The sequence below is a fragment of the Variovorax sp. LjRoot130 genome, assembly GCF_964253755.1.
GTDB lineage: Bacteria > Pseudomonadota > Gammaproteobacteria > Burkholderiales > Burkholderiaceae_C > Variovorax.
Map to the genome: position 1 here is coordinate 5,946,946 of NZ_CAXURM020000001.1, position 25,325 is coordinate 5,972,270.

At 66.9% G+C, this 25,325-nt stretch carries 19 protein-coding genes; 7 read left to right on the forward strand and 12 right to left on the reverse strand.

Annotated elements, in window-relative coordinates:
- Nucleotides 1-13 precede the first annotated feature (13 nt).
- Complete coding sequence (locus tag ACSQ86_RS29435) at nucleotides 14-2,329, reverse strand: hypothetical protein (protein ID WP_436310221.1); 2,316 nt, start codon at nucleotides 2,327-2,329, stop codon at nucleotides 14-16.
- A 528-nt stretch (nucleotides 2,330-2,857) separates the two neighbouring features.
- Nucleotides 2,858-4,846: a hypothetical protein gene (locus ACSQ86_RS29440; RefSeq protein WP_436310222.1), complete on the reverse strand. Its 1,989-nt coding sequence runs from the start codon at nucleotides 4,844-4,846 to the stop codon at nucleotides 2,858-2,860.
- A 123-nt stretch (nucleotides 4,847-4,969) separates the two neighbouring features.
- Here ACSQ86_RS29440 and ACSQ86_RS29445 point away from each other — a divergent pair, with 123 nt between their 5' ends.
- Nucleotides 4,970-6,355: an aminopeptidase P N-terminal domain-containing protein gene (locus tag ACSQ86_RS29445; RefSeq protein ID WP_436310223.1), complete on the forward strand. Its 1,386-nt coding sequence runs from the start codon at nucleotides 4,970-4,972 to the stop codon at nucleotides 6,353-6,355.
- Here the strand turns inward: ACSQ86_RS29445 and ACSQ86_RS29450 are convergent.
- The 7 genes from ACSQ86_RS29450 to ACSQ86_RS29480 form a co-directional block, all read right to left on the reverse strand.
- Nucleotides 6,352-6,951: a zeta toxin family protein gene (locus ACSQ86_RS29450; protein WP_436310224.1), complete on the reverse strand. Its 600-nt coding sequence runs from the start codon at nucleotides 6,949-6,951 to the stop codon at nucleotides 6,352-6,354. The genes ACSQ86_RS29445 and ACSQ86_RS29450 overlap by 4 nt on opposite strands.
- Entirely contained in the window at nucleotides 6,951-7,319 is a 369-nt protein-coding gene (locus ACSQ86_RS29455) for a TA system antitoxin ParD family protein (RefSeq protein WP_436306201.1), read from the reverse strand. The genes ACSQ86_RS29450 and ACSQ86_RS29455 overlap by 1 nt, the downstream gene beginning before the upstream one ends.
- 47 nt (nucleotides 7,320-7,366) lie before the next feature.
- Complete coding sequence (locus tag ACSQ86_RS29460; RefSeq protein WP_436310225.1) at nucleotides 7,367-8,953, reverse strand: FAD-dependent oxidoreductase; 1,587 nt, start codon at nucleotides 8,951-8,953, stop codon at nucleotides 7,367-7,369.
- A gap of 115 nt (nucleotides 8,954-9,068) precedes the next feature.
- Complete coding sequence (locus tag ACSQ86_RS29465) at nucleotides 9,069-10,610, reverse strand: polyamine aminopropyltransferase (protein ID WP_436310226.1); 1,542 nt, start codon at nucleotides 10,608-10,610, stop codon at nucleotides 9,069-9,071.
- A 97-nt stretch (nucleotides 10,611-10,707) separates the two neighbouring features.
- Complete coding sequence (locus tag ACSQ86_RS29470; protein ID WP_093107114.1) at nucleotides 10,708-10,929, reverse strand: DUF350 domain-containing protein; 222 nt, start codon at nucleotides 10,927-10,929, stop codon at nucleotides 10,708-10,710.
- Between the two features lie 21 nt (nucleotides 10,930-10,950).
- Nucleotides 10,951-12,429: a DUF4178 domain-containing protein gene (locus ACSQ86_RS29475; RefSeq protein WP_436310227.1), complete on the reverse strand. Its 1,479-nt coding sequence runs from the start codon at nucleotides 12,427-12,429 to the stop codon at nucleotides 10,951-10,953.
- A gap of 77 nt (nucleotides 12,430-12,506) precedes the next feature.
- Nucleotides 12,507-13,556 (reverse strand): SPFH domain-containing protein, encoded by a 1,050-nt coding sequence (locus ACSQ86_RS29480; protein ID WP_436306205.1) that lies wholly within the window; start codon nucleotides 13,554-13,556, stop codon nucleotides 12,507-12,509.
- Nucleotides 13,557-13,712: 156 nt separating this feature from the next.
- Here ACSQ86_RS29480 and ACSQ86_RS29485 point away from each other — a divergent pair, with 156 nt between their 5' ends.
- The 3 genes from ACSQ86_RS29485 to ACSQ86_RS29495 all read left to right on the forward strand — a co-directional run bounded on the left by ACSQ86_RS29485 (nucleotide 13,713) and on the right by ACSQ86_RS29495 (nucleotide 17,128).
- Nucleotides 13,713-16,052 (forward strand): NADP-dependent malic enzyme, encoded by a 2,340-nt coding sequence (locus ACSQ86_RS29485; protein ID WP_436310228.1) that lies wholly within the window; start codon nucleotides 13,713-13,715, stop codon nucleotides 16,050-16,052.
- Between the two features lie 180 nt (nucleotides 16,053-16,232).
- On the forward strand, nucleotides 16,233-16,646 hold the full coding sequence (locus ACSQ86_RS29490; protein ID WP_093107106.1) for a ribonuclease domain-containing protein: 414 nt from the start codon (nucleotides 16,233-16,235) through the stop codon (nucleotides 16,644-16,646).
- Between the two features lie 47 nt (nucleotides 16,647-16,693).
- Nucleotides 16,694-17,128 carry a barstar family protein gene (locus ACSQ86_RS29495; RefSeq protein ID WP_093107358.1) on the forward strand — a complete coding sequence of 145 codons (435 nt, stop codon included), beginning with the start codon at nucleotides 16,694-16,696 and terminating at the stop codon, nucleotides 17,126-17,128.
- 242 nt (nucleotides 17,129-17,370) lie between these two features.
- On the opposite strand, the gene rsmA is transcribed toward ACSQ86_RS29495, so the two are convergent.
- The 3 genes from rsmA to ACSQ86_RS29510 are packed head-to-tail and all read right to left on the reverse strand — an operon-like array spanning nucleotide 17,371 to nucleotide 21,978.
- Nucleotides 17,371-18,144: a 16S rRNA (adenine(1518)-N(6)/adenine(1519)-N(6))-dimethyltransferase RsmA gene (gene rsmA, locus ACSQ86_RS29500; protein ID WP_436310229.1), complete on the reverse strand. Its 774-nt coding sequence runs from the start codon at nucleotides 18,142-18,144 to the stop codon at nucleotides 17,371-17,373.
- A 17-nt stretch (nucleotides 18,145-18,161) separates the two neighbouring features.
- The gene (locus ACSQ86_RS29505; RefSeq protein WP_436306208.1) at nucleotides 18,162-19,577 is read right to left on the reverse strand and encodes a peptidylprolyl isomerase; all 1,416 of its coding nucleotides are present in this window, start codon (nucleotides 19,575-19,577) and stop codon (nucleotides 18,162-18,164) included.
- 10 nt (nucleotides 19,578-19,587) lie between these two features.
- A complete protein-coding gene (locus ACSQ86_RS29510; protein WP_436306209.1) occupies nucleotides 19,588-21,978 on the reverse strand; it encodes an LPS-assembly protein LptD in 2,391 nt (796 codons plus the stop codon).
- A 93-nt stretch (nucleotides 21,979-22,071) separates the two neighbouring features.
- Here ACSQ86_RS29510 and ACSQ86_RS29515 point away from each other — a divergent pair, with 93 nt between their 5' ends.
- From ACSQ86_RS29515 to ACSQ86_RS29525, 3 genes are all read left to right on the forward strand, one after another.
- Nucleotides 22,072-23,166 carry an aminoglycoside phosphotransferase family protein gene (locus ACSQ86_RS29515; RefSeq protein ID WP_436306210.1) on the forward strand — a complete coding sequence of 365 codons (1,095 nt, stop codon included), beginning with the start codon at nucleotides 22,072-22,074 and terminating at the stop codon, nucleotides 23,164-23,166.
- On the forward strand, nucleotides 23,163-23,897 hold the full coding sequence (locus ACSQ86_RS29520; RefSeq protein ID WP_436310230.1) for a 16S rRNA (uracil(1498)-N(3))-methyltransferase: 735 nt from the start codon (nucleotides 23,163-23,165) through the stop codon (nucleotides 23,895-23,897). The genes ACSQ86_RS29515 and ACSQ86_RS29520 overlap by 4 nt, the downstream gene beginning before the upstream one ends.
- Nucleotides 23,898-23,958: 61 nt before the next feature.
- The gene (locus tag ACSQ86_RS29525; RefSeq protein WP_436310231.1) at nucleotides 23,959-25,317 is read left to right on the forward strand and encodes a M20/M25/M40 family metallo-hydrolase; all 1,359 of its coding nucleotides are present in this window, start codon (nucleotides 23,959-23,961) and stop codon (nucleotides 25,315-25,317) included.
- Nucleotides 25,318-25,325: the final 8 nt, after the last annotated feature.

Sequence of the window (25,325 nt, forward strand, 5' to 3'; positions counted from 1 at the left end):
ACGGTCTGGGCGATCAGGGCACGTTGGCCGACCTGAGCGTGAAGGGCCGGCCCTCCATCGTGAAGCTGCCGCCGAACTCCATGTTCATGCTACCGGTCGGCTGCACCGGGCAGCCGCCCGATGACGCCGGGCAGGCCCCGCCGCCCGCGAAGACCACGGAACCGTAGCGGTAGTTCGACACCGCCTTGCCGGTGTAGTCCGCGATGCTCAGCACCATGTTGTCGCTGGCGAAGTTGTCGGCGTCCTCGACCGCGATCGGGTCGATGATGCGCGAGTCCTGCAGCGTGCGCACCACACTGCCGCTGTTGCCGTCGCCTGCGAACCTCACCCACTGGATCTTGCGATCGCCGCGCGAGGCCACCAGCACCTGCTGGTTCAGCGGTTCGATGGTCTTGTTCTCCGGATCGATCTTCGAGATCGCCAGCGAGGTCGGGTTCTTCCCGATCGCGACACGGCTCTTCTCGACGACGTCCGTGACCGTGGTGCCGGTGGGCACGTTGCCGAGGCCGTAGATGCGCAGCGAACCCTCTTCCGTGGCGATCCAGGCGCGGTGAGTCGGCCCGAAGATTGTGGTCTTCACCGCGGTCGGCTTGCTGTCCAGCGCCACCGTCGTGATCACCGTTGGCGTCTGCTGCGGCTTGTACGCGAAGGTGTACGGCCACTGGTTGTCGGCCTGACCCAGGTTGGTGAACTCCGTCGGGCCGGTGCCGAAGTAGACGCTGTTGACGTAGCTGAACAACGGCTTCAGGTCGATGAAGGCGGCCTTCTTCTCCGACTTGGAGATGACCACCGCCACACCTGCCTTGGCGTACCGGTTGGCGTTCGTGCCGGAACCCGAGAACGTCGCACGCTTGGCCGGATCGGTCAGCGGCGAGTAGGTCTGGCCCATGAACTCGCCGTACTTTTCCGGCAGTGCCGTCTGGAACTGGTCGAAGCCCGTGGTGACAGCGATCTCGGTCGGCGCGTTCATGCCCGGCAGGTCGATGTAGCCCAGCACCTTCATGAAGGCGGTGTTGCCCATGTTCGGCAGGCCGGGGTACACGCCCATCCACTCGTGCCACCAGTCGTACCAGCGGTCGTAAGTCGTGCTCCGGATGCCGGTGGGCGTTCCGCCATTGGGGTTGTAGGGGTCGCAGTTGTTGCACAAGCCGGCCAGCGAGATCACCGCCACCTGGCCCTTCAGCGCCGTCGTGTCCCACACCGTCACCAGCGCGTATTCGCTGGTGTTGGTGACGGCGATGCCGGTGGGCACCTTGTTGGCGGGCAGCTTCACCGAGGCGCGATTGTTGGCGGTGTTGGTGCCGGCGGTGCCGATCAGGCCGTTGTTGAAGGCCACCAGCGAGGTCGCGCAGAAGCCCGTGCGCCCGCCGCAACGCGCCACCGCCACCGGCTCGCCGGTCGTGAGGCCGGCGTCCTTGTAGGTGCTGACGTTGTAGTTGGTGCGTCCGGCGCTGCCGTCCCACGCGGCCGCTTCCTGCCAGGGCAGTTGCGGCGCTTGCGCGAAGGTGTTGTGGTCGATCGCCGAGACCTGAAGGTCGCCCACGCCCATGCGCAGCGTCGTGTTGTCGGCGACGAAGCCCACGTGGGCCTGGTTGGTCGAGTACAGGCCTGCGTCCGCCAGGACCGGGCCACCGACCTGCCAGGTGCCGGCGTGATAGCTCATCGTCTGGTCCGCGCGCTTGAACAGCGTCGGGATGCCGGTGTTGTTCACCGCCGGGGCGTTGCCATAGCGGTAGGCGATGCCTTCTGCCCTGGAGAGAACCGGCGCCATGGCACGGTATGCGCTGGCCTGCACGTTGCCGGCGCTGTCGACGACGTCGCCGGAGACGGGTGCCGGAGCCGGCGCTGGAGCCGGTGCCGGCGCGGGGGCCGGGGCGGGCGCCGGAGCGGGTGCAGGGGCCGGTGCAGGGGCGGGCGCCGGAGCCGGTGCGGGAGCCGGCTCCGTTGCTGCACCGAGGGAATAACAAGCCTTCACGACGAACGGCACGGGATCCTTGCCGAAGTATTCATTCGTGCAGTTGGCGGTGCCGGTGACCGTCTTTTGAACCCACGATGATCCGGCCCCGTACTGGACCAGGGTGGCAGAGGCGACACTGAATGACGAACCCTCACCGGCGAGCCGCGTTCCCGCGGCAGGCGCGGGTGCGGGTGCGGGTGCGGGGGCGGGTGCTGGTGCTGGTGCCGTCGCGGTCTGCACGTAGCACGCTTTCGCCACGTATGGCAGCGGGTCGCCAAAGGTCGCATTGCTGCAGGCAACCGTGCCCGACAGCGACTTGTTCGCGTAGGTGTCGTTCGCGCCGTACTGCACGACCTGCGCCGAGCTCAGCACGAAGCTTTGATTTTCGTCCGCGACCTTGGTCCAGCTCGAATCGAGCTTGCTGATCGGCGCTGCTTCCTTGGTCGCGGTAGTTTCTGCCGGCGCGGCAGCAGCCGGAGCAGTCGATGTTTCAGCGCCCAGGGCAGCAAAGCCTCCCCCGCCACTGCTGCTACTTCCCCCACCTCCACAACCAGCGAGCGCTCCTGCTGCAACAAACAGCAGAAGCGCACTTTTATCTGTGACTTTCACGCAAATCCCTCCAAATTGGTTAAGTTGGGGTTTTTACGGGGGTTGGTTGGTGCGAGCAACCTCTCTTGCACTTCCTTTCCTGTGTGTTTCCGGCTCCCTAGGGCGGTGTTACCAAGGTTGTGCTTGGTGACGACTTCAACGCAAATCCAGACACTCGGGTGTTGTCTTACTTCTTACTGTCATATGGGCGGCCGAAAAGGACCTGGACACCACGGCCGTCGGACTGGAGCGCAAAAAAAAGCGGCCCGCATGGAGCAGGCCGCAGTTCAATTGAGCGCAGTTCTCAGCAGATCAAGGCACATTGGCGGTCTTGAGCTGGAAGGGTTTGCCTTCCATCGTGTAGCTGCCGCCGAACTCGATCTTGACGTCACCAGTCGCTTGGACCGGGCATCCGCCCGGCGGCTGGCAGGTCCAGGAGCCACCACGATCAGAGAAGAACACCGGGCCATAGCGGTAGTTGGATACCTTTTTGCCGGTGTAGTCCGCAATCGTCAGCACATGGCCCACGTTCGAGAAGTTGTCGGCGTCTTCAACCGAGATGGGGTCGACGATACGGCTGTCCGCCAATTCGCGAACCACGCTGCCGCTGTTGCCATCGGCCGCGAACCTTACCCACTGGACCTTGCGATCGCCGCGCGAAGCCACGAGCACCTGACGGTTCAGCGGTTCGAAGCTGGTGTCGTCCGGATCGATCTTGGATATGGCGAGCGAAGTCGGATTCTTGCCGATGGCCACGCGGCTCTTCTCAGTGATATCCGCGGCCGTGGTGCCGGTGGGCACGTTGCCCAGCCCGAAGATGCGCAGCGAGCCTGCTTCGGTTGCGATCCAGGCGCGGTGCACACTGCCGAACAGCGTGGTTCTGACCGCTGTCGGCCGGTCATCCAGCGCCACCGTCGAGATCACCGTCGGCGTCTGTTGCGGCTTGTTGGCGAAGGTGTACGGCCACTGGTTGTCGGCCTGACCCAGGTTGGTGAACTCCGTCGGACCGGTACCGAAGTAGACGCTGTTGACGTAGCTGAACAGCGGCTTCAGGTCGATGAAGGCAGCCTTCTTCTCCGACTTGGAGATGACCACCGCCACACCTGCCTTGGCGTACCGATTGGCGTTCGTGCCGGAACCCGAGAAGGTCGCACGCTTGGCCGGATCGGTCAGCGGCGAGTAGGTCTGGCCCATGAACTCGCCGTTCTTCTCCGGCAAGGAAGTCTGGAACTGATCGAAGCCGGTAGTGACGGCGATTTCCGTCGGGGCGTTCATGCCCGGCAGGTCGATGTAGCCCAGCACCTTCATGAAGGCGGTGTTGCCCATGTTCGGCAGGCCGGGGTACACGCCCATCCACTCATGCCACCAGTCGTACCAAGCGCTGTACTTCGTATCGCGAATGCCCGTCGCGTTTCCGCCATTGGGGTTGTAGGGGTCGCAGTTGTTGCACAGCCCCGCCAGCGAGATCACCGCCACCTGGCCTTTGAGCGCCGTCGTGTCCCACACCGTCACCAGCGCGTATTCGCTGGTGTTGGTGACGGCCATGCCGGTGGGCACCTTGTTGGCGGGCAGCTTCACCGAGGCGCGATTGTTGGCGGTGTTGGTGCCGGCGGTGCCGATCAAGCCGTTCTGGAAAGCCACCAGGGAAGTCGCGCAGAAGCCGGTGCGACCACCGCAACGCGCCACCGCCACCGGTTCGCCCGTCACCTGCCCGGCGGCTTTGTAGGTGCTGATGTTGTAGTTGTCGCGTCCGGCGCTGCCATCCCAGGCTGCCGCTTCCTGCCAGGGCAGCTGCGGCGCCTGCGCGAACGTGTTGTGATCGATCGCGGAAATCTGCAGATCGCCCACGCCAACGCGCGCAGCCGTGTTGTCGGCGACGAAGCCGACGTGCGCCTGGTTGGTCGAATACAGGCCAGCCTCGCTGAGAACCGGGCCACCAACCTGCCAGGTACCGGCGTGATAGCTCATCGTCTGGTCCGGCCGGGTTGCCAGGGTCGGGATGCCGGTGTTGTTCACGGCCGGCGCGTTGCCATAGCGATAAGCAATGCCTGCATCCTTCGCGAACTGGGCGGCAGTCGCCTTGTAGGCGTCGGCAGCCAGATTGCCGGAGCTGTCGACCACGTCATTCGGAATCGGCGTGCTGCCGGTCGTCGTGCCCGTACCCGGGTCACTCACGGCGGCGAGGCCCGCAAAGCCACCACCGCCACCACCACCCCCACCTCCACAAGCTGATAGCGCGCCTGCGGCAACAACCAGGAGAAGCGCGCTTTTATGGATAAATTTCAACAAAAACACCTCCAATATGACAAAGATGTGCGTTTGTACGTGGGTGCAGTCCTACCGGGCAACCCTTCTTGCAAATCTTTTCCTTATGTGTTTCCACTCTCCCCTGGTGAAGTTACAAAGGTATTGCATAGTGACGTTATGACCGCAAATCATCAAGCCGCCCGCCGGGTACATCTTTCTACTTATTTGGGCGCCGATGGCATCGCCATCATTCCCACCGCGCCCGAGCGGCCACGCAATCGGGACACCGACTTCCTGTACCGCCACGACAGCTATTTCTATTACCTGACGGGCTTCCCCGAGCCGAATGCCTGGCTGGTACTCACAAGCGAAGGTCGTGCCACGCTGTTCTGCGCGCCCAAGGATCTGGAACGGGAGATCTGGGACGGCTACCGGCTGGGGCCGGAGGCAGCGCCGGCCGCGCTCGGCGTCGACGAGGCCTTTGCGATCGACGAACTCGACGCCCGTTTACCGCGGCTGCTGGAGAACAGGTCGACCGTCTGGTACCCCTTCGCGACGCACAAGGGGCTGGAATCGCGCATCGACGGCTGGCTGTCGGCAGTGCGCGCCCGGGTGCGCTACGGCGCGCTGTGCCCCGAAGAGCAGCGCGACCTGTGCGGGCCGCTCGACGAGATGCGGCTCGTCAAGGACGCGCACGAACAGGACACCATGCGCGGCGCCGCGCAGATCAGCGCCCGGGCCCACATCCGCGCCATGCAACTGTCGGCGCGCATGCTGCGCGAGGGCAAGGACGTGCGCGAGTACCACCTCGACGCCGAGCTGCTGCACGAATTCCGCCTCGGCGGCTCCCAATACCCGGCCTACAGCTCGATCGTGGCCGCGGGCGCCAATGCCTGTGTGCTGCACTACCGTGCCGACGCAGCACCGGTACGCGACGGCGAACTGGTGCTGATCGACGCCGGCTGCGAGCTCGACGGCTACGCCAGCGACATCACGCGGACCTTTCCGGCCAACGGCAAGTTCACCGGCCCGCAGCGCGCCTTGTACGACCTGGTGCTGGCGAGCCAGGACGCGGCAGTCGCGGCCACCCGGGCCGGGCAGCGCTTCAACGATCCGCACGAGGCCACCGTGAAGGTGCTGTCGCAGGGCATGCTGGACCTGGGCCTGCTGGACGCCAACAAGGTGGGCAGCGTCGAGGACGTGATCGAGCAGCGCGCCTACTTCCCTTTCTATATGCACCGCACCGGCCACTGGCTGGGCATGGACGTGCACGACTGCGGCAGCTACGTCGAGCCGACCCAGGTGGGCGAGGTGAGCGAACGCAAGGACCCGCTGTCGAACGAAGTCATCAAGAACCGGCCCAGCCGCATCCTGAAGCCGGGCATGGTGCTGACCATCGAGCCGGGCATCTACGTGCGTCCGGGCGAGGGCGTGCCGGAGCAGTTCCACAACATCGGCATTCGCATCGAGGACGACGCAATCGTCACCGAGACCGGCTGCGAGCTGATCTCACGCGGCGTGCCGGTCAAGGCCGACGAGATCGAGGCGCTGATGCGGCCCTAAGCCGCATCGCCCAGCGGGCTCAGCACCTTGCGCGCCCAGCCGGGCAGCCACGGCCCATGCGGCTGGAGTTGGCCCGCGACCACCGAGGCCACGAGGTGCGGGCCGCCCGCGTCGGTGTCCGTCGCATCGAACAGCATCGCGAGCTGCACCTCGCGCACGGCCTGGCGCAGGTTCTCGAGCGTGCGCGGATAGCGCGCCAGGATCTTGTCCGCGGGCACGCTGTGGCCGCCTTCGTGAATGCGCTGCCGCACGCGTTCCAGCAGCCGGCGCGGCTCGTCGAGGCACACGATGTACAGCACCACCTCGAAGCCGAGCGCACGCGCATCGGCGATGAGCTGCAGCTTGGAAGGGTGCGAAAAGACGGTTTCGCTGACGAAGGACTGCCCGGCGCGCAGATGCGCCTCGCGTTGCGCATCGGCCCAGGCCCGGGCGGCCTCGGATCGCCGGACCGCATGATGGACATGGCCGAGCTGCTCGCGCTCGTACAGATCGGCGTTGATGAAGGGCAGCTGCGGATAGCGCGGCTGGATCAGATAACGGTAGAGCGTCGACTTGCCGGCGCCGTTGGGGCCGGCGATCAGGTGGAGAACCGGCATCAGGCCGCGTTGCGGCCACGCGCACGGGGCGCTGCCTTGGCGCGGTTCTCGGCCACCGCCACCTTGGCGCGCTCAGCCAACGCGCCGGACTGCGCCAAAGCCAGCACGTGGCCGTGCAAGGCGTCGAGTTCAGGTGAGAGGGCGGGCTGCACGTTGACCTCGACGGCGTAGGCCGCCGATTCCTCGCGCGCAATCAGCGCCTGGCTGTCCTGCGTGGACAGGCCCGCTTGCTCCAGCGCGCGGCCCAGGGTGGCCCAGTACTCGATCTGGCTGGCCACCGACCGGCGCATGGGCTGCGCCGCATTGCGCGCCTTGTCGACCAGCGCGGCCGGAAGCTTGACGGAAGCAAAGGGGGTTGCCGTGGACATGGTTTCACTCCTGATTGGCGCATTTTGCGCCAGTCCGCAAAATCACGTCAAGCAGCGGCTCCACCGGCCGCTGCCAGATGCCCGCGCGTGAACGCTTCTTCGAAGATCGAATAGCCCGACCAGTCGCTGTGCGCGAAGGCGAGCCGGCCGGCGGCGACGCGCTCACGCGCGCCGAGCTGGCCGAGCAGGCCGGGCGCTGGTATCGCCATCGCATGGCCGTAGCGCGTGATCTCGATGCGGGTGGCGAGCCCGGAGAGGTCCGGATGGGGCAGCGAGAGTTCGGCCAGCAGGTCGTCGCGCCAGGCCGTCCATGGGCGATCGAGCAGCCGGCGGCGGCCGTCCGGCCCATCGTAGGCACTGGGGCCGAGCGGGCGATACCAGCTCAGCACGGTGGCACCCGGCGTGGGGTCCAGCGCCTGGTGGCGCGCGTCGACATAGCCGAGCCCGCGCGTGCCGTAGATCACGTTGTCCCAGCTCGGCGCCGCGCCGGGCCGGTCGGCCAGGGGAGCTCGCAGATGCACGTTGGCGACCAGCCACGGCGCGTAGCCCAGGTGCGCGGCCGCGTGGCGCAACAGCTCGGGCGGGTTCTCGACCACGCGCGCGGCGATGAACATCGGCAACGCAACGATGCAGCGCTCGGCCTGCCAGCGCACGCGGGAACGGGTGGCGACATCGAAGGCATCGACCTCGACCCCGGAACGGGTGTCCGCGATGCGCACGACGGCATGGCCCGCCTTCAAGCGATCGCCGAGCGGGTCGGCGAGCCGGCGCGTGAGCCAGCCGTTGCCCTCGGGCCAGGTCAGCACCGCATCGCGCTCGGCGCCATCGTCTCCCGGCGCATGGAAGCCATGGCGGCTGGCGAAGTAGTGGATGCCGGCCCAGGCCGAGACCTGGGCGATGCCGGCGCCGTAGTCGTCGCGGCAGCTGTAATCGAGGTACCAGCGCAGATGCGGATCGGTAAAGCCTTCGCGATCGAGCCAGACACCGAAGGGGACGGCATCCAGCGCCAGCAAGAGCGGCGCAGGTTGCGCCCGCAGCACGGGTATCGAGAAACGCGCCGTGTGCCGCAAGGCCTCCACGCGCTGCGAAAACCGGCGGTACTGCGTCAGCGTGGCCTCGCCCACGCCCTGCACGGGCAACAGGCCGTCCTGCCACGTGCCTTGGAAAAACAGGCGTTCCTGCGGGCTGTGGCACAGGTGGCGCTCCTCGTATTCCCAGCGGCCCGCCACGCGCCGGCGCATGCCCAGTTCTTCGAGCAGGTCCTGCACTTCATGCGCCTCGTCGCCCGGCACCGGCAGGTAGTGCGCGCCGAGCGGGCAAGCGATGCCGCCGAGCTGGCCGCCGCGGCTGTTGCCGCCGGCCGTGTCCTCGAGTTCGAGCAGCACGAAGTCCTCGATGCCGGCGAGCCGCAACGCCCGTGCGGCGGCGAGGCCGGCCACGCCGCCGCCGGCGATGACGACGCGCGCACGGCGCACGCCGGCAGGCGCGCCGGCGCGCCAGGCGCCATCGCGCAACGCGTGGCCGCGCTCTACATCGATGCCGGTGAAGCCGCCTTCAATCACGTGTGGCGCCTCGCAGCCTCCAAGGGCTGCGGCCCCGGCAGCCGTAGCTGCAAGGAATTCGCGGCGCTTCATCCAGCAGCTCCTGTTCGGGGAACACCGCGCAACCGGCTTTGCCGGGCCGCTGGTGTTGCCCCCTGCAAGGGGGTTGGCGGCCACACGAAGTGGGCAAGCCTGGGAGTAGGTTCCATCAGTGACCCGTGACCTTGCCCCATTCCTGCTCGTAGGTCGTCACCAGCGTCTGGTTCGACAGCCGGTTCACTTCGGCCGGCACGCGTGCCATGTCGCGCGGGAACTCGAACAGTTGCGGCAACGCGGGCAGCGCAAGAAAGCGCAGCCCCTCGGGCATGGCATCGGGCAGCCGGTAGGGCCGCCGGCTCGCGATGATGTAGCCCCACTCGCCGAAGCTCGGCACATGGGCGTGATAGGGCGTCGCCAGCAGGCCCACCGACTCGACGGTGGCGGCCACGGTCCAGAAGCTCTTGCGCGCCACCAGCGGCGAGGTGGTCTGGACTACGGCATAGCCGCTCGCGGACAGCCGCCTGTCGAGCAGCGCATAGAAGGAGTTGGTGTAGAGCTTGCCGATCGCGAAGTTGGTCGGGTCGGGAAAATCGACCACGATCACGTCGAACATCTCGCTGTTCTGCTGCAGCCACTGGAAGGCGTCGGTGTTGACGATGCGGACCTTCGGCGACTTCAGCGCACCGCCGTTCAGCGCCGCCAGGGTCTCGTGCTCGCTGAAAAGCCGCGTCATGTGGGGATCGAGCTCGACCAGCGTGATGCTTTCCACCGAGGGGTACTTGAGGATCTCGCGCACCGCCATGCCGTCGCCGCCGCCGAGCACGGCAACTTTCTTCGGCGCACCGTGCGCGGCCATCACAGGATGCACCAGCGCCTCGTGGTAGCGGTACTCGTCGCGCTCCGCGAACTGCAGGTTGCCGTTGAGGAACAGGCGATGTCCGGCGGCGCCGCGCGTGACCACGATGCGCTGGTAGGGCGAACTCGCGCTGAACACGATGCGATCCTGGTAGAACTTGTCTTCCGCCAGCGTCGTGATGTGCTCGGAGAACACGAAGGCGCCGGCCAGCGCGGCCAGCGCCAGCACGCAGGCCAGCGCATGCGCGCCGACGCGGCGCAGCTCATGACGAAACAGCCAGAGCGCCCACAGCGCCACCGCCGCGTTCATGAGGCCGAAGAGCAGGCCGGTGCGGATCATGCCGAGCTGCGGCACCAGGACCAACGGGAAGGCGACCGACACCGCCAGCGCGCCGAGGTAGTCGAAGGTCAGCACCTGCGAGACCAGCTCCTTGAGCATCACGTTGCGCCGCAGGATGCGCATCACGAGCGGGATCTCGAGCCCGACCAGCGTGCCGACCACCAGCACCAGCCCGTAGAGCAGCAGGCGGAAGGCGCCAGGGACGTAGGCGTTGGCGATGAAGAGCAGGGCCGGCAGCGCGCCGCCGACGAGCGCCACCATCAGCTCGATGCGCAGGAAATGCGCTGGCAGCTGGCGTTCGAAGTAGCGCGAGAGCCAGGAGCCCACGCCCATCGCGAACAGGTAGGTGCCGATGATGGTGCTGAACTGCAGCACCGAGTCGCCGAGCAGGTAGGAGCTCAGCGCCGCCGCGCTCAGCTCGTAGACCAGCCCGCAGGCCGCGACCACGAACACGCTGGCGAGCAGCGCGACTTCGACGGGCTGCGGGCCACTCCCCGCAGCGGGGCGCGCGGACATGGGCGCTTCGTTCATCGGTCGCCGCCGGGCCGCCCCAAGGCGGCCGAGCCTCCCCCGCGGGGGGTGGCGAAGCACACGTTGTGGCAAGCCGGGGGGCTCAATGGATCGCTGCGGCCACGATGACGCAGATGCCGAGACTCATCGCGGCCACCACCAAGCCGAGCGCCACGTTCTGCTTCTCGACGATCTCCTGCCACAGGTCATAAGGCGTGAGCTTGTCGATGATCAGGAAGGTGACCCAGAACACCAGCACGCCGACGACCGCGTAGAGCAGCGAGCCCAGGAAGGCCGCGGGCCGTAACCATTCAATTCCCAACATGAGGACCTCCGGAAAAAAACGTCATTTGTGGCCGCCGCCACTTGAATAGCCGCCAAAAGAGCCGCCCGAGCTGCGCGAACCGCCGCTCGAACTGCTGCAGGTGCTCAGGATGATCAACAGGATGATGATCACCACGATGATCAGGATGATCGTGCCGCAGCCGAGGCTGGAGGCTGCGCTCACGGGCAGCGCATCGCTGCGCTTGAACATGTCTTTCTTGCCGTCGAGCTTGAACGCGGCGGCCACGGCCGCGCTGTCGACCCTGCTGCCCGAGGACCAGGTCAGCTCCTTGGCCGAACGCTCCATCGACAGCAGCGCGCTGCCGCTGGCGAAATCGCGATTGAAGCTCTTCTGTCCGCGCTCGACCTGCCAGTAGAACTCGCCCGCCACGTAGCCGGTCTCGGCGTTGTAGGCGTACTGCTGCTGATAGACCTTGCCGAGGTAGGTGGCCCGCGAGCCGTTCTCGGCCATGGTCGGCGCGCCCGTGGTGGGCTTGACCATGCTCCAGCCGTCTTCGGCATCGACCAGGAAGCTGAAGCCGCGCTTCTTGTTGTAGAGCAGGTACTCGTTCCAGCCGAAATGCTCGTCGTCGCCGGGTGCCACGCCCATGCGGTGCTGGAAGCCGACGACCTGCCACTGCGCACCCTGGAACTGTCCCACGGTGCCGATCGGAATCAGCGGCTGGACCGGCTCGTCCTGTACGGCATGCTTGAGCTCGCCGCCGATGCCCTGCGTCAGGTCGATGATGCTGTTGCAGGCGCGGCAAGTGATGCTCTTGCTGTCCGCCAGGTTGACGGTGACCGGCGAGCCGCAGTTCGGGCAATTGAAGCTGCGGCCCTTCTCGTCCTTGGCCGATTCGTCGCGCAAGCCGGTGAGCTGCAGGTCTTCGAGCTGCACCGCGCGGCCGAGGTAGGCGCCCGGCGGCTGGGTGTCGTAGTCGAGGCTGAGCACCAGCCCCTTGTCGCTGCGCAGCTCGACCACCGCGAAGGGCCGGCCGAGTTCGGGCAGCCGTGGCAGCTCGCCCTGCGCCGAGACCAGCCTGACCTGCTCGTTCGAGGCCACCGTGTAGCTCTGGCCGTTGAAGGCGGTGGTGGCGCCGACGCGCAGCTCGGCCGGATCCGGGGCCTCGCGCTGCAGCTCGAAGGGCAGCGAAAAGACGAAGGCGCCGTTGTCCTCGCTCAGGATGCCGGTGCGGTCGCCGTCGAGTGCGGCGATCCACTCGGTCCAGCGCCCGCCGTCGTAGCTGTACTGCAGGCGCCCGACCAGCGTGAAGGGCTGCTCCTGGATGCGGCCGGCGGCGAACAGCTGCAGCGGGCTGAAGTCGTCGAACAACTCCGCCATCTTGCCGGTGCGCGCGAGCGTGTCGCCCTGGCGCACCACGGTGCTCTGGCAATAGGGGCAGACGGCGTGCGTCGACTGCGCCGAACGGAATTCGACCGGCGCGCCGCAGCCGGGGCAGGGCGCGCGGTAGTAGCGCTGCTGGGAGGAGTCGGTGGCCACGAAAGGCGACGGCAGGGGCCCGCTCGCTGCGAGCTCGTCGAAGAGGCTTCGACAAGCTCAGCCCGAACGGAACGGGCTCAGACCAGCTTTTTCAGCAGATCCGCCTTCTTGGCGTCGAATTCTTCCTGCGTGAGGATGCCCTTGGTCTTCAGTTCGCCCAGCTTCTCGAGTGTGGTCATCACGTCGGCCGGGCTGACCACCGCGACCGCGGCTTGCGCCGGCGCAGCGACCGGTGCGCCGGGCGCGCCCTGGCTCAGGCCCTGCGCGAGGTTCTGCGCCAGCACCTGGCCCAGCGCCACGCCGGCGCCCAGACCCATCGCGTCGCCCGCGATGCCGCTGCCGCCACCGGCGCCCTCGGCGAACTTCGGGATGGCCTGCGCCGTCTGGTACTGCATGAACTTGCTCATGTCGTTGCCGACCATGCCCATGCCGATCTTCTGGTCGAGGATCTTCTGCAGCTCTTCCGGCAGCGAGACGTTCTGGACCGTGATGGCCTCGAGCTTGATGCCGATCTTGGCGAACTCGGGCACGAGCTGCGCCGCGAGCGCCTGCGCGAACTGGATCTGGTTGGCTGCCAGGTCGAGAAAAGGCACGCCGCTGGAAGCGATCGCGTTGCTGATGTTCTGCAGCACCAGGCCGCGCAACTGGCCGTCAAGATCGGCCACCGAGTAGATGTCGCGCGTGCCCGAGATCTCGGTGTGAAACAGCTTGGCGTCGCCGATGCGGAAGCTGAAGTTGCCGAAGGCGCGCAGGCGCACGGCGCCGAAATCCTTGTCGCGGATCGTGATCGGCTGGGGCGTGCCCCATTTCTGGTCGACCTGCTGGCGCGTGCTGAAGAAGTAGACGTCGCTCTTGAACGGGGACTCGAAGAGCTTGTCCCAGTTCTTGAGGTAGGTGAGCACGGGCAGCGTCTGTGTCGTGAGCTTGTACATGCCCGGACCGAACACGTCGGCCACCTGGCCCTCGTTGACGAACACCGCGATCTGCGACTCGCGCACGGTGAGCGAGGCGCCGTTCTGGATTTCCATCTCAGCCATCGGGAAGCGCCAGGCCAGCGTTCCGTCGCCGGTCTCAGTCCACTGGATGATGTCGATGAACTGTTTCTTGATGAAATCCATCAGCGCCATGGTCGCTCCTCGTCAGGTTTTTCTGAGCTGGGCATATTGCCACATCGGCTTGACGCCTCGGCGCTTTTTGCCGCCCTGCGCCTCGGGCTGTGCCCTTGGAGCCCGAGGTCTACAATCGGCGCCCCTCACAAGAAGCGTTGCACGGAGCCAAGGCACATGTCAGATCTGACCTCCCCGATTTCCACGCCCGAAGACAAGCGCGCCGAATTGCGCCGGGCCGCGCTCGAATACCACGAGCTTCCGGTCCCGGGCAAGATCGCGATCGCGGCGACCAAGCAGATGCTCAACCAGCGCGACCTGGCGCTGGCCTACTCGCCCGGCGTGGCGGCACCTTGCGAGGAAATCGTCAAGGACCCGGTCAACGCCTTCAAGTACACCGCGCGCGGCAACCTCGTCGCGGTCATCACCAACGGCACCGCCGTGCTGGGCCTCGGCGACATCGGGCCGCTGGCTGCCAAGCCGGTGATGGAAGGCAAGGGCGTCCTGTTCAAGAAGTTCGCCGGCGTCGACGTGTTCGACATCGAGATCGACGAGAAGGACCCGGCCAAGCTGGTGGAGGTCATCGCCGCGCTGGAGCCGACCTTCGGCGCCATCAACCTCGAAGACATCAAGGCACCGGACTGCTTCTACGTCGAGCGCGAGCTGCGCAAGCGCATGAAGATCCCGGTCTTCCACGACGACCAGCACGGCACGGCGATCACGGTGGCGGCCGCCATGCTCAACGGCCTGAAGGTGGTGGGCAAGGACATCTCGCAGGTCAAGCTCGTCACCTCGGGCGCCGGCGCCGCGGCGCTGGCCTGCCTGAACCTGCTGCTGAAGGTCGGTCTGAAGCGCGAGAACGTGTTCGTGACCGATCTCGCCGGCGTGGTCTACGAAGGCCGCACCGAGCTGATGGACGACGACAAGCGCCAGTACATGCAAAAGACCTCGGCGCGCTCGCTGGCCGAGGTGATCGAAGGCGCCGACGTGTTCCTCGGCCTCTCGGCCGGCGGCGTGCTCAAGCCCGCGATGGTGGCGAAGATGGCGGCCAAGCCGGTGATCTTCGCGCTGGCCAATCCCAACCCCGAGATCTCGCCCGAGGACGCGCATGCCGTGCGCAGCGACGTGGTCATGGCCACCGGGCGCACCGACTACCCGAACCAGGTCAACAACGTCCTGTGCTTCCCCTACATCTTCCGCGGCGCGCTCGACTGCGGCGCGACCACCATCACCGACGAGATGGAAGTCGCAGCGGTGCATGCCATCGCCGAACTCGCGCAGGCCGAGCAGAGCGAGCGCGTGGCTGCCGCCTATGTCGGCGAAAAGCTCAGCTTCGGTCCCGAGTACCTGATTCCGAAGCCCTTCGACCCGCGGCTCATGATGAAAATCGCGCCGGCCGTGGCCAAGGCCGCGGCCGAGAGCGGCGTCGCACTGCGCCCGATCGCGGACCTGGACGCCTACCGCGACAAGCTGCAGAGCTTCGTCTACGCCTCGGGCACCACGATGAAGCCGATCTTCGACGCCGCCAAGCGCGCGCCGAAAAAGCGCGTCGCCTACTGCGAGGGCGAGGAAGAGCGCGTGCTGCGGGCGGCACAGATCGTGGTGGACGAAGGCCTCGCCCGTCCCACGCTGATCGGCCGGCCGGCGATCATCGCCCAGCGCATCGAGAAGTTCGGCCTGCGCCTCAAGGAAGAGCTGGACTACGACATCGTCAACGTCGAGCACGACCATCGCTACCGAGACTTCTGGCAGACCTACCACCGCATGACCGAGCGCAAGGGCACGACGGTACAGACCGCCAAGATCGAGATGCGCCGCCGCCTGACGCTGATCGGCGCCATGCTGCTGCACAAGGGCGACGTGGACGGCATGATCTGCGGCACCTGGGGCACCACCGCCATCCACCTGCATTACATCGACCAGGTGATCGGCAAGCGCCCGGGCGGCTGTCCCAACACGCCGCAGGACGTGCCGATCTATGCCTGCATGAATGGCCTGCTCCTGCCCGACCGGCAGGTGTTCCTGGTCGATACGCACGTCAACTACGACCCGACGCCCGAGGAGCTCGCCGAGATCACCACCATGGCGGCCGAGGAAATGATGCGCTTCGGCCTCAAGCCGAAGGCGGCGCTGCTGTCGCATTCCAACTTCGGCAGCAGCAACCAGCCCAGCGCGGTCAAGATGCGCCAGACCCTCGATCTGCTGCGTGTGCAAGCGCCATGGCTGGAAGTCGACGGCGAAATGCACGGCGACGTCGCTTTGGACGGCAAGCAGCGTGCCGCCGTCATGCCGCACAGCGCGCTGGCCGGCAACGCCAACCTGCTGGTCTTCCCGAACATCGATGCGGCTAATATTTCCTACAACCTGCTCAAGACGGCGGCAGGCGGCAACATCGCCATCGGCCCGGTCCTGCTCGGCGCGGCCAAACCTGTGCACATTCTCACGGCGAGCGCGACTGTTCGCCGGATCGTGAATATGACAGCCCTCACAGTTGCCGACGCAAACGCCGAACGATAGGCGCAAACGCGACAGCGGTCGCTAACTTCAAAGACCCGCATAGACCCTGGCGCCTGCTCAAAGATTGAGCAGGCGCTTGCTATTTGTGCGCCCCTGGTGCACACTTGCGGCCTTGAATTTGCGGGTTAACCCGAAGGTTGCCCCCCGATTCGGCCCTCGCTCTTTTCCTTCTGGTGCCCCATGGCGGCTTACGCCTCGATCACGTCCCGTGTCTCCAAGTTTGTGCTCACTAGCTTGATGCTCGTAGCCCTCACTGCCGGAGCCCAGGCCCGTGAATGGTCCGGCACCCACGCCGTTCAGCCGGCACAGGAAACGATCGCTCTGGCCGAATTGCCGGTGCAGGGCCAGCGCACTTATGGGGCCATATTGAACGGTGGTCCCTTCCGGCATGAGAAAGACGGCACGGTGTTCGGCAACCGCGAACGCTTGTTGCCGCGAGAGCGACGAGGCCACTACCGAGAGTACACGGTCGATACACCCGGCTCGCGCGATCGTGGTGCACGGCGCATCGTCTGCGGAGGCGAGCGCACGGCGCCGGCGATGTGCTGGTACACGGCAGACCACTATGCAAGTTTCAGACGGATCGTGCCATGAGCAATGAATTGGATTGGAGCGGCGCACCCAAGCGCTCAGAAGAAATGATGACGACGACAACTATGGAAAGACCAGCGGAGATGACCCTATCCCTTCGTTCCGTGCGACCTAACATCGTGCAGTCGATTCGCGCCTTTCGCGTGAGCGACCTGCAGGAGGCGGCGCATGCGGCGGGCCAGCACTTCCTCTACGCCAACCTGGGCAATGCCCAGACCAAGCAGGACGTGCTCGATCTGATCGCTCAGCAGTTCACCTTTCCGCAGCATTTCGGCAAGAACTTCGACGCGCTGTACGACTGCATGACCGACCCGCTGCATAAATCGGGCCCGCAGCCCGGCTTCGTCATCGTGCTCGAGCAGATTCCGGCCAATGCCAAGTTCGACAAGGAAGCCCGCGAGCAACTGCTCGACATCTTCCGCGACGCCGCCGACTACTGGGGGGACCGGAAGATACCGTTCAGGTGCTTCTATTCTTTTCTGTAGCCCGTTCTGCACACACCAGCCAAGCAGAACGGGCTAACGAGGCTCAACAGAACGCTGCCGCTCCGGTTTCCGGCATCGATCTCCCACCCACCGACCCGGCGGCCGAAAAGATGCCGACCGACAAACTGGTCGACGTGTCCCCCCTGGCGCTGCGCATGAGCAGCCCCTTCAACGCCGGCTATTGGCTCGCCGCAGCCTGACGGCACCACGCCAAGAAAAAGCCCGTCTTCGACGGGCTTTTTTCATGGCGGGACGGCCTGTGCGAGCGCAACGTATTCATCCACTGGGACCTCCTCGGCGCGACGCTGCGTGTCGAAGGTGCCGGCAAAGCCGTGCTGCTCCAGCCACTTGCCCAAGGTGTGGCGCAGCAGCTTGCGGCGCTGGCTGAAAGCGACCTGCACGATCTCGCCGAGCCGCGCCGCATCGACCTGCGGCGGCGCAGCAAAGGGCACCATGCGCACCACCGCGCTGTCAACGCGCGGCGGCGGCTCGAAGCTCTCCGGCGGCACGAACAGCACGTTGTCCATCGCATAGCGCCACTGCAGCATCACGCTGAGGCGGCTGTAGTCCGAGGTGGCCGGCTTCGCGACCATGCGGTCGATGACTTCCTTCTGCAGCATGAAATGCTGGTCGGCAATCAGGTGCGCATAGCCCAGCAGATGAAACAGGATCGGCGTCGAGATGTTGTAGGGCAGATTGCCCACCACGCGCAGGGCCGCTGCCGGGGGCTTGACCAGGCTGGCCGCCAGGGCAGCGAAGTCCACCTTCAGGACGTCGGACTCGATCACCTCGAGCTGGCCATGGGCGCGCAGCCGCTGCGCCAGGTCGCGGTCGAGTTCGATCACTGTGAGCCGCCCCATGCGCTCCACCAGCGGTTGCGTGAGCGCCGCGAGGCCCGGCCCGATCTCGACCATGGCATCGCCCGGCTCGGGTGCGATCTCGCGCACGATCGCGTCGATGATGCCCGCGTCGGACAGGAAATGCTGCCCGAAGCGCTTGCGCGCGATGTGTTTCACCTCAGGGCGTCACCGCGTCAGGACTGCGGCGGCTCGCGGTATTCGACGTAGGCCCGCGCCCGGATTTCCTGCGCCCAGGTTTCGAAGGCTTCCTCGACCTTCTTCTCGCGCAGCACGGCACGGGCGGCTTCGCGCTGCTCGGCCTGGCTCAGCTTGGCGTCGCGCCGCGCAACCACCTGGATCAGGTGCACGCCGAAGCGCGAAACGACAGGATCGCTCACCTGGCCCGGCGCCAGCCGGTTCATCGCCTCTTCGAACTCGGGCACGAACTGGCCGGGGCGCGACCAGCCCAGGTCGCCGCCCTCCTTGGCGCTGGCATCCTGCGAGTTGTCCCGCGCCAGGCCGGCGAAGTCGCCGGTGCCCTTCTGGATCCGCTCCTTGAACTCGGCCAGCTGGGCGACGGCTTGCGCCGTGCTGCGCTTGGCATCGCTGCGCAGCAGGATATGGCGCACCTGGGTCTGCGTGACGACGGCATCGGCGGCGCCGGGCTGGCTCTTGGCCAGCACCTTGAGCACGTGGAAGCCGGCGCCCGAGCGGATCGGCCCTGCGATGCCGTTGACCGCCGTCGATTGCGTCGCGTCGACGAACAGGCTCGGGTAGCGGTCGGCGCTGCGCATGCCCAACGCGCCGCCGACGGCGCGATCTGGCGAATCGGAGAATTCCTGCGCGAGCTTGGCGAAGTCTTCACCGGCGCGGGCACGCTGCGCGACGCCCTGCGCACGCTGCTGCAGCGAAGCGACTTGCGCGTCGCTCGCGCTCTCGGGCACGGCGACCAGTACCTGGGCGATATTGATGTTCTGCGTCGCGGCATTGGGGGAGGTCCGCTGGTCGCGGATGAACTGGTCGACCTCGATATCGCTGACCTTGACCTTGGCCTCGACCTCGCGGTCGCGCAGGCGCGTGAGCAGGAGCTGGTCACGCAGGTCGTTGCGGAAGGTCTGCGGCGAGATGCCCTCGGCCGCGACGCGGCTGCGCAGCTCGACCAGGCTCATCTGGTTCTGGCGCGCCACCGTCTGTTCGGCCTGGTCGATCGCGAGTTCGTCGACCTTGATGCCGGCTTCCTTGGCCTGTTGCAGCTGGGCGCGTTCGGCGATGAGCCGTTCGAGCACCAGGCGCGTGAGCTCGGCGCGCGGCACGCGCTGCGCCTCGGCGTTTTCCTTCAGGATTCGCTCGACCCGCGTCTGCACTTCGGTGTTGGTGATGGGCTCCGAATTGACCAACGCCACGATGTATTCGGCCGAGCGCTGCACCGGCGCTGCCGGCGCTGCCGGCGGGGCGGTGCGCGGTGCGGCGGGCGCCGGTGCGAGGCGCGGACCTGCGCGCATGATGTCCGTGATGCCGAGGCCGGGGCGCTGCCCTTGTCCTTGCGCGCCGGCCGCCGCGGCCAGCGTTGCGAGGCACGCCAGGGTGAGGATGGAGCGGATGTGGTTCATGGCAAGAAGCTCAGTCGTAATTGGTGAAGCGGCTCGGTGCAGCCACCGGTTGACGCAGGGGCTGGTAGCGCTGGATGTTCTGTGTCAGCGTGCGCTTCGGGCTCGAACCGATGGCGGCGAATCCGACGAACTCCAGCTGGAACATGATGCGCGTCGCGGCCGTGATTTGGCCAGTGCTGATGCGTTCCAGCACCACGCGTCCGATCCAGCAGCAGCCGTCGTATTCGAAGCCGAGCACGCCGTCGGTGAGCTTGCGGTCCTGCAGACTGTAGTTGAGACGGCCGACGGCGTACCAGCGCCCGCCGCCCTGGCCGCGGCCCGGACCGAGGTCTTGGCCCTTGTCGCCCCACAGGTCGTTCAGTGGCCACTGCCAGCTCACGTCGATCGACTTGTTGCCGTCCGTCGCGGTCGGCGTGCTGTTCGCCTGGTAGCGGTAGGCCGCGCTGATGTTGCGGTACGAGCCGGGGTTGTAGCGCGCGCTGATCGCCGTCCGCGTCGACTTGTGGTCGTCAGGGTTGTACTGCAGCGTGGTGTCCACGCTCCATTTCGGCGTCCAGTTGATCTGGGCACCGAGCAGCACGTCGCTGAGCCGGTCGGTCACGGCGGTGGTATTGGGCAGCGTGACGCGCTGGTCGCTGAAGCGCAGGCGCTGGGCAATGCCGAAGCGCGCGGCTTCGGCGCCGCTTTCGGGATCGATCAGGCGCGTCGTCACGCCCAGCGTGAGCAGGTTGCTGTCCGAGATGCGGTCGTTGCCGGAAAACGCGTTCTCGGTGTAGACGGTCGCGAAGTTGAAGTCGTTGGACGCCGAGTCGTAATTCGGCAGCAGGCTCTGGTCACGGTAGGGCGTGTAGACGTAGAACGCGCGCGGCTCCAGCGTCTGGCGGAACGCGCGGCCGAAGAAGTTGGCGTCGCGCTCGAAGATCATGCCGCTGTCGAGGCTGAAGGTCGGCACCGTCCGGCTGGCCGAGCTCGCGCCGTTGGCGAGCGGTGCCTCGAACTGGTAGGAGGTCGTATGCAGCTGCACCTTCGGGATGACGAAGGTGCCGGGCGTGAGAAAGGGCCGACTCAGCGACGCCAGCGCAAAGACGCGCTCGCCGTTGGGCTGGCCCTGCTGCACCGGGTCGGCGCGGAAGCGCGTGTAGTCGGTGTTGAGCGAGAAATCGAAACCGTGCCAGTCGTACTTGTTGTAGTTGGCAGTGATTTGCGGCAGCCGGTCGTAGGGCGGGAGGATGGGCGAGGGCGCGTACTGCAGCGTCTGGTAGCTCAGCGTGCGTGCGGCGCCGCTCCAGTCGCCCTTGCTCCAGTTGAGCGAGGCATCGTTGGACAGCAGGCGCTGCGTCAGCGAGGGTGTGCGCGTGAAGTCGCGCCAGTAATCGTCGTCGCTCACGCGGTTGAAGTTGATCGTGGCGCCCAGCGAGTCCAGGCCGTAGGACTTGGCATCGAAGGTCTGCTGGTGGTGCGTCCAGATGCCCCAGCGCTTGCGGTTGCGCAGGCTGTCGGTCGGCATGTAGTCGACGCGGGCCTCGCCGCTGTACTTCTCCTCGAGGTAGCGGAACTCGGTGCCGAGATTCACGCCGCGCTTGCTCATCAGGTTCGGGTAGAAGGTCGCGTCGCGATTGGGCGCGATGTTCCAGTAGTACGGCGCTGTAATGTCGACACCGTTCACGCTGTCGATGCCGATGGTCGGCGGCAGCCAGCCGCTCTTGCGGTCGTTGCCGAGCGGAAAGCTCAGCGACGGAAAGGGCGGGGTGCTGATGCCCATGAAGCTCAGGCGCGCATCGGTGGCGACGCCGACGTTCTCTTCGGTGTCGGTCGTGAGGGTCGCGGCGCTCAGCAGCCAGGCAGGCATCCAGCCAGGATAGTCTTCGCGCCGGCAGGTGGTGTAAGTGGCGCGCCGGGCGACCGAGATATTGCTGTCGACGAAGTCGATACGCTCGGCATCGCCCCCCCCGCCCGTCGCCAGGAAGCGATAGCGCACGTTGTTGAAGAAGCCTTCGAAGGTCTCGAGCTTGAGCTCCAGTTCGGGCCCCTCGTAGACGTTGCCGGCCTGGTTGACGCGGACGTTGCCGCGCGCCTTGGCGAGGTCGTCGGGCTGGTAGTACTCGAGCCGGTCGGCATGAATCACGGTCTCGCCGCGGCGCAGGGAGGCGTTGCCTTCGACCACCGTTTCGAGATCGGGCCGCCCGGAAATGCGGTCGCCGTCGACAAAGCTCGGCAATTGGCCGCGCTGCGCCTGCGGGATGGTCTCGACGAGTTGCGGGGTGCGCTTGAGAGTGAGCGGCGCGTCCAGACCGGCGTCCTGTGCCGACGCGCCGTGCGCTTGCAGCAGTGCCAGCGACAGCACGGCCAGCGGCAAAGGCGGGCGGCACCGGCGCCAGGCAGCTCGGGTCAGGTCAGGCATCGGTACGGAACGGAGAGGTCTTCGGGGAATTGGCGCCAGCGGCTGGCGGGTTGCGGAGGTCCGCGCCGGGCGGATTTGTAGAATCGATTATCCATGACAGCTTCCCCGCCCCCGGCCAGCGGCGCCGCGACGCCTTCCTACCCGTTCAGCTGGAGCGATCCGGAGCGCGCCAAGGCTTTCGCGCAATGGCTTGAACACATCGCAGAGCGGCATCGGCTGTTGCCCGCGACCGTGCGCCTCGCCTCGGCCGACGCGAGCTTCCGGCGCTACTTCAGGATCGACACCAGCGACGCCGCGATGACGCGGATCGTGATGGACGCGCCCCCTGCCCAGGAGAACAGCGCCCCGTTCGTTCACGTCGCCAAGCTGATGCGCGCGGCCGGCCTGACCGCACCGCAGGTGCTCGAATGGGACGAGGCCCAGGGCTTCCTGCTGCTCGACGACCTCGGCCGGCAGACCATGCTCGAGGTGATCGACCCGGCCGATGCGGATGCGGCACGGCCGCTCTACGCCCAGGCGATCGATGCGCTGATCCGCTGGCAGCTGGCGTCCAGGCCCGACGTGCTGCCGCCCTACGACCGGGCGTTGCTGGAGCGCGAGCTGGCGCTCTTTCCGGAGTGGTACATCGCGCGGCACCGCGGCTTGCGCGTGGAAGGCCAGCTGCAGGAGCGCCTCGAACGCAGCTTCAAGCTGATCGTCGAGAACAACCTGGCCGCGCCGCGCGTCTACGTGCACCGCGACTTCATGCCGCGCAATCTGATGATCACCGGTGGCCCCACGCTGGGTGTGCTGGATTTCCAGGACGCGGTCCATGGCCCGATCACCTACGACATCGCGAGCCTGATGCGCGATGCCTTCCTGAGCTGGGACGAAGACTTCGTTCTCGACATCACGGTGCGTTACTGGGAACAGGCGCGCAAGGCCGGGCTGCCGGTCGACGAGGACTTCGGCGCCTTCTACCGCGCAGTCGAGTGGATGGGCCTGCAGCGCCACCTGAAGGTCGCCGGCATCTTCGCGCGGCTGACGCTGCGCGACGGCAAGCCGAGGTACCTGGCCGACACCCCGCGCTTCATCGCCTACATCCGCGCGACCGCCGGCCGCTACCGCGAACTCACGCCGCTCTTGCGCGTGATCGACGAGGTCGAAGGCACGCAGGCCGCCACCGGCTTTGCGTACGGGCGGATGTGACGCCGCGCTTCCATTGCGCCGTGACCCTGGCCGCCGGCAGCGCGCTGGCGCTGCCGCCCGGCGCCGCACGCCACGTGCAGGTGCTGCGCATGCAGCCGGGCGATGCGCTGACGCTGTTCGACGGCAGCGGCGGCGAGTACGCCGCCACGGTGGAGCGCATGGGCCGCAGCGAAGTGACGGTCCAGGTCGACAATCACATCGCCGTCGAGCGGGAGGCGCCGCGCGCCGTGCACCTGGCGATCGGCATGCCGGCCAACGAGCGCATGGACTGGCTGGTCGAGAAGGCCACCGAACTCGGCGTGGCGAGCATCCAGCCGCTGATGACCGCCCATGGCGTGCTGCGCCTGGCTGGCGAGCGCGCCGACAAGAAGCGCGCGCACTGGGAGGCGATCGCCATCGCCGCCTGCGAACAATGCGGCCGCAACCGCTTGCCGCTGATCCACCCGGTGCGCGCCCTGGCCGGCTGGATCGACGCGCCGCCGATCGACGATGCCGAGCGCTTCGTCCTGAGCCTGGCCGAGGGCACCTGCGACATGCGCGAGATCCGCGAGCGGGCGTCGGTCACCGCGCTTCGCGGCGCATGCGTTCTGAGCGGCCCCGAGGGCGGCCTGAGCGCCGCCGAGGAGCAGGATGCGATCGCGCGCGGCTTCGCACCGCTCACGCTCGGGCCGCGCGTGCTGCGCGCCGAGACTGCGGCCCTCGCGGCGCTTGCATTGCTTGCGAGCCAGTGACCAGAATTTCTTCCTTTCCCCCATCACCCCATCACCCCATCGAGCCCAAGGCCGCCAACGCATGTCTTCCCTCCATTCCATTCCGTCGCGCCTCGCGCCCGTTCTGCTTGCCGCCCTTTGCGCCGCCGGCGCCGTCCATGCGCAAGGCACGGCCGTGGCGCCGACGCCCACGCAGGTGAAGCCGGCCGTCGACCAGGCCTACACGCAACTCCTGGCCGCGCCCGCCGTCAAACAGCTGCTCGATGCGGTCAAGGCCGACCACGAGCGTTCGATCGAGGACCTCAAGCTGCTCACCGAAATCGAAGCGCCGCCCTTCAAGGAGCAGAAGCGCGCCGAGGCCTTCCTCGCCCGCATGAAGGCGCTGGGGCTCGCGGATGCGCGCATCGACAGCGAGGGCAACGTGGTGGGCCTGCGCAAGGGCACGGGCAACGGCCCCAAGCTCCTGGTCTCGGCCCATCTCGACACGGTCTTTCCCGCCGGCACCGACGTCAAGGTGAAGGAGCGCGACGGCAAGCTCCACGCGCCCGGCATCTCGGACGACACGCGCGGCCTCGCGGTGCTCCTGTCGTGGCTCAAGGTGCTCAACGACAACAAGGTGCAGACCGTGGGCGACCTGCTCTTCGTCGGCAACGTCGGCGAAGAGGAGCTGGGCAACTTGCGCGGCATGAAGGCCATCTTCCGCGACCACCTCGACATCGACGGCATGGTGGGCGTGGAGCCCGCGCCCGACGGCACCGTGCTGGTCCTCGGCACCGCCAGTCATCGCTACGAAGTGAGTTTCAAGGGACCCGGCGGCCACAGCTATGCCGCCTTCGGCCAGGTGCCGAGCGCGATCCACGGCATGGGCCGCGCGATCGCCAAGATCGCCGAGATCAAGACGCCCAGCTTTCCGAAGACCACCTTCACCGTCGGCACCGTCGGCGGCGGGACGTCGGTCAACACCATTGCACCCGACGCGCGCATGGCGGTCGACATCCGCTCCGACGAGATGGGTGCGCTGCTCGACACCGAGAAGAAGGTGCTGGCCGCGATCGAGGAAGCGGTGGCGGAGGAAAACAAGCGTTGGAATGTGACGACGCTCGCCGTGTCCAACAAGATGATCGGCGATCGGCCGGGCGGGCGCACGCCCTCGGATTCGCCGATCGTCGAAGCGGCCATCCGCTCGAACAGCGCCTTCGGCCACAAGACCCTGCTGAGCGGCGCGAGCACCGACGCCAACGTGCCGATGTCGCTCGGCATCCCGGCCATCATCATCGGCGGCGGCGGCAAGACCGGCGGCTTTCACGCGCTCTCCGAATGGATCGACGTGACAGACGGGTGGAAGGGCGCGCAGAATTCCCTGGCGACCGTGCTGGGGCTGGTCGGCGTGCAAGGCGTGAGCGAGCCCCTGCTGCCGAAGCGTGCGCCGCGGTCGAAGTAGGCCATCTC